Annotated in this window: 8 protein-coding genes and 1 pseudogene; all 9 read right to left on the reverse strand. The window is 67.4% G+C overall.

The features are described 5' to 3' along the window. Positions 1 to 36: 36 nt before the first annotated feature. The gene (locus tag ACE5C1_RS00375) at positions 37 to 828 is read right to left on the reverse strand and encodes a conjugal transfer protein TraF (RefSeq protein WP_374942082.1); all 792 of its coding nucleotides are present in this window, start codon (positions 826 to 828) and stop codon (positions 37 to 39) included. Between the two features lie 32 nt (positions 829 to 860). After that, positions 861 to 2,618 (reverse strand): conjugal transfer protein TraN, encoded by a 1,758-nt coding sequence (locus tag ACE5C1_RS00380; protein WP_374942083.1) that lies wholly within the window; start codon positions 2,616 to 2,618, stop codon positions 861 to 863. Beyond that, positions 2,615 to 3,376: a type-F conjugative transfer system pilin assembly protein TrbC gene (gene trbC, locus ACE5C1_RS00385; RefSeq protein WP_374942084.1), complete on the reverse strand. Its 762-nt coding sequence runs from the start codon at positions 3,374 to 3,376 to the stop codon at positions 2,615 to 2,617. The genes ACE5C1_RS00380 and trbC overlap by 4 nt, the downstream gene beginning before the upstream one ends. Continuing rightward, positions 3,376 to 4,380: a conjugal transfer pilus assembly protein TraU gene (gene traU / locus ACE5C1_RS00390; protein WP_374942089.1), complete on the reverse strand. Its 1,005-nt coding sequence runs from the start codon at positions 4,378 to 4,380 to the stop codon at positions 3,376 to 3,378. Before traU ends, trbC begins: the two co-directional genes overlap by 1 nt. Positions 4,381 to 4,466: 86 nt before the next feature. Beyond that, complete coding sequence (gene traW, locus ACE5C1_RS00395; protein ID WP_374942085.1) at positions 4,467 to 5,111, reverse strand: type-F conjugative transfer system protein TraW; 645 nt, start codon at positions 5,109 to 5,111, stop codon at positions 4,467 to 4,469. After that, on the reverse strand, positions 5,108 to 5,647 hold the full coding sequence (locus ACE5C1_RS00400; protein ID WP_374942086.1) for a S26 family signal peptidase: 540 nt from the start codon (positions 5,645 to 5,647) through the stop codon (positions 5,108 to 5,110). The genes traW and ACE5C1_RS00400 overlap by 4 nt, the downstream gene beginning before the upstream one ends. Next, on the reverse strand, positions 5,634 to 6,038 hold the full coding sequence (locus tag ACE5C1_RS00405; RefSeq protein ID WP_374942087.1) for a TrbI F-type domain-containing protein: 405 nt from the start codon (positions 6,036 to 6,038) through the stop codon (positions 5,634 to 5,636). Before ACE5C1_RS00405 ends, ACE5C1_RS00400 begins: the two co-directional genes overlap by 14 nt. Continuing rightward, complete coding sequence (locus tag ACE5C1_RS00410) at positions 6,035 to 6,394, reverse strand: hypothetical protein (RefSeq protein WP_374942088.1); 360 nt, start codon at positions 6,392 to 6,394, stop codon at positions 6,035 to 6,037. The genes ACE5C1_RS00405 and ACE5C1_RS00410 overlap by 4 nt, the downstream gene beginning before the upstream one ends. Further along, positions 6,381 to 6,887 (reverse strand): annotated as a pseudogene (locus ACE5C1_RS00415) (type-IV secretion system protein TraC); the annotation flags it as partial. The gene ACE5C1_RS00410 and the pseudogene ACE5C1_RS00415, both read right to left, overlap by 14 nt.

The raw sequence follows: 6,887 nt of genomic DNA on the forward strand, positions 1-6,887 counted from the left end.
TGGAAATGGCCACGCCGCGGGCGTGGCGACGGAGGTTCAATAATCACTGCCGGCCTTTCTCTGGGTGAGCGCGAAGATGCGGTCCATCAGCTCGTCGGCGGCGATGACGCCGTAGCCGATCGGAATGGGGGTGCGGGTTGCACTGTCGAACAGCACAACCGCGGGCGTGACCTGCGAGGTCAGCCCCATGGCAGCGCGCTGGTTGGTCTCGACGGTGTAGCGGGGGAAGGTCTCGGACGGACCGCCATCGGTCGAGATGGCGCGCACGGTGATGCCGTGCGTGTCGGCGACCGCCTTTACGATCGGCGACATAACCGAGCAGGCGCCGCAGCTCTGCGCGAAGAAGTAGAACAGCCCGTAGCGCTTGCCGAGTTGGCTGAGCGTGCGGTCGCGTTCGGCCTTGCGGGTATCGAGCCACTGCCGCTTGGCGACGGTCCCGACCGGCCGCTGGAGCGTGTAGTCGAGCTCCGGCGTCTGCCAGATCGCCCGCTGCCACACGTCTCCGAACAGCGAGGCTCGATCGAGCTGCGCGCGCTGGAAGCGGATATAGGCCGTGACGTTCGCCGGGCTGGGATCGAGGATTGCGCGTGCCTTGAGCTCGCGCAGCTCGGTCGTGACCGCCTCGAGTTGCTCCGCGGCCGTGGAGACTGGTGCAGACGGGGGCGCGGCCTCCGGCTCGGCCGGGAGGGGCCGCTCGCAATAGAACCAGGTCCCGAGCTGGCGATCCTCGCAGTAGAAGCGATCGCCTTGCTGGGCGGTCGGGGCTGCCTGGGCCGGCACGGCGGCGATGGCGTCCCGCGCAGACGGCATGGCCGCTGCGAGGATCATCGCCGCGACGGCGAGTCGATGGAGACGTCTCTTCATCGGCGGGGTCCGTTCAGCGTGTAGAAGTCGGTGATCTTCTGCTGGACCGCAGTCACGGTGCTCAGCTCCTCGGGCAGTCGCGCGGCGTCCTGGAACTCCGCATAGACCTCGGAGAAATCCATGGCGGACAGGTCGAGCCGGGCGAACTCGTCGACCGTGAAGCCGAGGCAAGTCTCCCGTTTCGGCGAGCCCCACGGCTTGCCGATTTGCGGGCGACCCTGCTCCTGCAAGATGCGGCTGAGCTTGGATTCGAAGCAGCAATAGGCTTTGCGCTTGGTGACGCAGACGCCGAGCACGCTGCTTGCACAATAGCTGCCGACATAGTGGCAGAGCCCGGTCGCATCTCGCTGGTGGAGCAGGATCTCCTCGCGCGAGCAGCCGAGCGCGACGAGCAGCTGGCTACCGGGGATCAGCGGAAAGGCCTTGCCCTTGCAGCAGTTGAGGACGCCGAACACGGCGCTTTTGCACGTGTTACGCGTGCCCTTGAACAGACTGAGCGTGGGGGGATCGAACTCCCGCCCGGCCTGCGCGGCAGCGTTGAGCGCGACCGCGGCGTCCTTGAATTCGGCGTTCGGCTGGCGATCGATCGTCTCGCAATCGCCGTTGATGCAGTAGATGTCGCCGTCACAGATATACTGCTTGTCCGGGCCGACCTGGTCGGGGATCGCGCAGCGGTAGATGCGCTCCCAGGTGGTGCATGGCTCGTCTTCGCTCAGGCATTCTCGCCGTGCGAAGCTGCAAGCCGGGTTAGCGTCGAGGCTTCCGCAATCTTGGCGCTCTACCGCGCGCGAGCACTGATAGCTCTTTTCCCACGCCCAGCACGGCCGCGTGACAGCGATGCCGTTGATGATGCGGGTGACCGGATCGCTCGATGTGCAGGTCTCGACTTGCTCGACGCAACCCGAGTCGGCCACGAGGCCCGCGCACGCGCTTTCATTGCGGCGCTCCGCGATCGTGTCGTGACCTTCCGTGCCGCGGAGCTGGGCACCTGCCACTTCGCTGGTGCAGAGCAGCTCGTCGATGGGTTCGCCGGGTTCGGTGCACCATGGCCGACCGTATTGGTTCCGGCCGCCCTGCAGGCAGCGTCCCGGATGCGAACCGGTGACGGTGCAGCTCGCCGTATCGAACAGCGCGCAATCATCGACATCGTTGAAGGCGGCATTGAACCCGCTGCACCAATAGCGATAGCGCGTCGCACGCGTCACCGAAACGGTGAGCGGAACCGTGCAGCGCTCGATCTTCTGCTCGAGTGCGAGGCCGTCATTGCAGGTGGCCTCATAGCTGCCGTTCGAGGCGCTGCCGGGCGGAAGCTCGCGACAGCTGCCCAGCGCGCCGCCGACACCCATGCCGCTGACATAGGTGTTGGGATCAGCGGCGATCGCCTGGCCGCGCGCGATCGTCGCCTCGATGTCGCCAAGCGGAATACGCGGACGTCGCTCGACCGAGGAGCGCATGGTCTGATAGCCCTCGTGACTGGTCGCGGCGGCGCTGGCGGCTCGCGCAAGCGCATCGGGATCGTCGAACAGCGACGACTGCGATGGCGACGCATCGAAGTTGGGGACGCTGTCCGCCGTGGGGGCACGCTTCGCCGCCTCCTGCGCCTGCGCAGCGATCTCGGCCGCGAAGGCCTTGCCATCGCTCCGCGCCCGGCTCGGATCTGCGGCTTGACCGCATGCCCCGCTGCCCGTCAGACCGGTCGCAAACATGATCAGGAGCAGCACGCTGCCACGCCGATTGCAGCTTGGCGCCTTCATCGCGCCGCTCCTTCGAGGCGAGCCCGGTAGAGGCCGGCGATACCGGCGCCGGGACCCGAGCCCTGCGCAAAGGTGTCCAGCGCGTGGCCGAGGCTGACATTGCCGGACATGCGATCGTGCGGCGGCACATGCGTGGTGCAGTCAAACCCGTCGCACAGGTCAAAGTCGGTTGAGGTGACGACATAGGTCGGGACCGTCGTGACCGCGAACGCGCGGAACAGCCGCGGGTCGATCCCGACCGCGTTGCTGTTCCCGGCCGGCACTACCCTGGCGAGCGCGCCCGTGAAGCGTTTTACCGAGTTGCCGGGGAACCCGCGGAAGACGACGACGCCACCGGCACGGCCGACCTCGTCGATCATTTGGCGCAGCGACGCAGCGGGCATCGAGAGACTGGCGAACGCCACCAGCCGCGGCGCATCATCGGCAGATCCGGCCTCGCGCCCCGCGGCAGCTACCATCGCGTCGAAATCGAAGGCGTCACCCGGTCGCGCACTGACGGCGGCAGCGGTGCGCGCATGCCGCGCGGCGTTCGCCCGGGCGGCAGCCGCGCTCGCTGCAGCCTGCGCCTTCACTGCGTCGCCACGCCTGGCGATGACCTTGCCGAACGCTTCGGCATCTTCTGGTGAAAGCCTGGCACGCTCGCGGACCTTGGCGAGATCGAGGCCCTCGACGGTCTGTGCGCCGCCGCCACTGGCGAGGCCAAGGGTAAGACCGGTTGCGGTCAGCGCGGCAGCGACGACGAGAGGAAGGCGGCGCATCACAGCACGCAGCAATTGCGTTTGCGCCAGACGAGGTAGCCCATATCTTCTCCGATCGCGGGATAGACCTGGCCGGCCGACATGAAGGTCGTGGACGCGCCGATCGGCGCGCAGGCGTAGCGCCCGCCGGTCTGGGGATTAGGATTGGTGGCCTGGAACCGGTATTGCTGCTTGCGCATCACCGGCATCAGATATTTGCCGCACAGGCCTTTGGAGCCCATAGTGCCCCAGGCGACGAGCTCGCGGTGGAGCTTGTAGGCGAAGCGGGCGAGCGCGAGGCGCGACGCCTGCACATGGCCGATCGAGGCGCCGATATTGCCGTTCAGCGGGTACATCGTCCCCTGGCATCCCGCGCACCAGAACAAGGGATCGGTCGGCAGCTTGGCGGTCGCGGCGATGCAGTCGGCAGCGCAGGCGGCGAGCGCGAGCGGATTGGCGAACAGCACCGCCTCGGGGTTGATCAGGGCGGTAAGTTCGCTGTCCTGCCACAGCGGGTCGATCTCGGTCAGGTACAGGATGTCGATCGAGCCCGTCTCCAGGCACAAGAAGTCGGTGACGATCTTCATCCAGTAGATCAGCGGATAGGCGTACCAATGGACATGCCAGCCGCTGGTGTTCTGCGCCTTGCCGCCGACCGCGCTCGGGCCTGCAATCGTCTTGAAGCCGATGTCGAACCCCGGATCGAGCTTCAGCCCGCCCAGATTGACGAAGCACCAGGGCTTCATGCTGACGTCGGCGAGCCGCACCGGCTCCCAGAAGCCCATCGCAATGCCTGGCCGGATCCCGCAATTGCAAACCGGCAGGTCGGGATTGTCGGTATCGGGACGTCCGGCGATCGACGGCCAGATCTTAAGGCCGCCGACCGACATGGGGAACAGGCAGCTCCAGCAGATGTCGGTGATCGGGTTGACGAAGCGGCCCGTGCATCGGCCGGGCGTGCCAGCGGCGCGCGCTGGCGACGCAAGCACGAGCGCAGCCAGTGCGATGACGGCCGCGAGCAGCATGAGCGCCAGCCGGGTGCGGCGGACTCGCTGCTGGTGGCGCTGCCGCGCCGCCACGAGCCATGCCGGCGTGTTCGGAGTATGTGCGGTCACTTGCCGCCCTCCTTTGCTTTGGGGATGGTGATCTCGCTGACCTTGAGCGTCCGCCCGGCCTGCTCGATCACCGCCGGCACCGCCCGCACGCCGAACTTGGTCGTGAGCGTCCCAGACTGGTCGAAGTAGAAGCGGCGTTGCTCGGCTTTCATCAGCGTGAATGGCGAGCCGCGCACTAGGATGAGCTTGGCGTTCAGCGCGGTCGTCCTGCCCATCGCCCAGGCGACTTGTGCAGGATCGTCGCCGTCGAGGAATACAAGCCGCTGGCGCAACGGCACGGTGTCGAGCGGGTTCACGCGCGTACCCCGCGCCACCACCACCCGGCCCTTGCCGTCACGAAGATCCTGGTCGACCGTTATGGTCGGGTCATGGATCCAGCTTCTGGACTGGCTCGCGACGACGATCCCCTTGACCGGGGTCGGCCGCTTGACGCGCGCTTCGGTCCGGGCGGCCAGTTCCTTGTTGGCGCGATCCAGCGCGCCGGATGCCTGCATCGAGGTGAGCTTGTTCTGGATGACGGAGAGCAGATCCGTCTCGATGACCGGAAACACCGCGCCCTGCTGGCCATAGTCGCGCGCAGAAGCAGCCTGCGACACGAGGGACAGGATCGTGACGCTGGAAAGAAGTACGAGCCGCTTCACAGGATCGCCCTCCCGACGCCGATGATGCGCGGCCGGCAGACCCAGCCGATTGCCGCGTAGCGGCTGTCGAAGCTGTCGCGGTGCGGCGTGCCAACGAAGTAGCAGCCGCGCGGGATTATCCCCGTAGGTCCAAGCGCGAGCGGTTCGCCGAACCTTGTCGCCGGCTTGGCGAGCGCCACGGGCTTGCCATCGACCGAGAACAGGCGGCCCTGGCGCGTGATCCGGTCCCCACCGACGCCATAGACGATCTTGCCGAACGGCTGGGGGTGAGCGCCGAAGTGCCGGGCGAGCAAGGGCCCGGACGGCGGCTCGAAAAAGATGAAGTCGCCGCGCTGGGGCATGCCCTTCCGGTCGATCAGGAAGGCCCAGTTCGGCAGGCTGGTCGTGGCGTTGACCAGCAGCGCATGATCATCGCTCCACCGGGCGAGCTCGCCGAGGCTGACGAGGCAGATGCCGACGGCGGCATAGACCAGGTAGCGCCGGCGCCGAGACGCGCTCCAGAACGCGGGCGCAGGCCGTGTCTCAGCGAGGGTCATGACCGCCCTCCAGCGCGCGCTTGACCTCTGCACGGACTTCGCTTGTGCGATCCGGCACGCTCTTGCCCAGCGTCGCCTCGGTGACGATGACGGTGGTGCCGTCGGCACCCAGGGCGCCGACCGACCGGTTCACCGCAGCGAGATAGGCGGCGGTCCGGCTGGCGATCTGCTCGGGCGTGCCGCCGTTGCGGCTCTCGGCAGCGACGAAGTCGCCGACCAACGTCGACAGGCTGACCGACACGATCTGCCGCTTCGATACGTCGAGCAGCAGGCGCGTTGCCCAGGCGGCCCACAGCAGTGCCGCCAGCACCACGATCGTCACCGCGACGTGGGAAACTGGCCAGCCGGTGATCGTGCGCCGCGCTGGCGCTGGTGCGAGTCCATCGCTCATTGCTCGTTCTTTCGGGAAAGCTCGCGCCGCATGCGGGCGGCGAAGGCAGGGAGTCGCGCGAGGACGAACAGCAGAGCGAGCGCGCCCGTGAGGCCCACGAATTGCAGGTCGAACTCGGCGCGGCGCGCGGCGTCGGCGGCGAGATAGTGGCTCGCAAGATTGCCAAGATGCGCGAACAGGAGTGGCAGCTTCGCATCGGCTGCGAGGATGACGACCGCCAGGATCGTGCCGAGCGTGACGAGGAGGGTCCCGCCGAGCCAGAGCGTGGCGCTCAGGGCCAGATGGCAGGCATCGGCGAGGAGCCGCCGCAGCTCCGCAGAGCGGGTGACGGGCGGTCGAAGGTTATGCGCGGGCATGCTGCGCCTCCCTTGAGCTGGATGTCTGGTGTCCGTCGGGAAAGGCGACGGCCTCGAGTGCCTGCTCGATCGTGTCGCCGGCAGACATGCGGCGCTCGATCGCGGCATAGGTGTCGGGCGAGGACGAAAAGAGCGTCGCCGAGTACGGATCGAGCACCAGCCGGCCGAGCGCCTGGACGTCGGGACCGCGGATGAACACTTCCGAATATTCCGAGCCGCTGCGCTTCAGCGAGCGGATCAGGCTCTCGGTGCGATCGTCCATGTCGAGCCGCTCGGATTTGCGGAAGTCGGCGATGGTCTCGGGCTTCTGCTGGAGGACCAGCATCCAGTCGCTGTTCTCGAGCGCTGCGGTCGCGCCGCCCGATTTGTAGAAGTCGTTCAGCGACTGCGTCGCCGTAGCGAGCGCGCCGCCATATTTGCGCGCGGTGCGGGCATAGGTTTCGACGAACTCGGACATCGAGCCGCCCTTGAGCATGCTCCAGGCTTCATCGAT

Source organism: Sphingomonas sp. (genome assembly GCF_964263785.1).
Lineage (GTDB): Bacteria > Pseudomonadota > Alphaproteobacteria > Sphingomonadales > Sphingomonadaceae > Sphingomonas.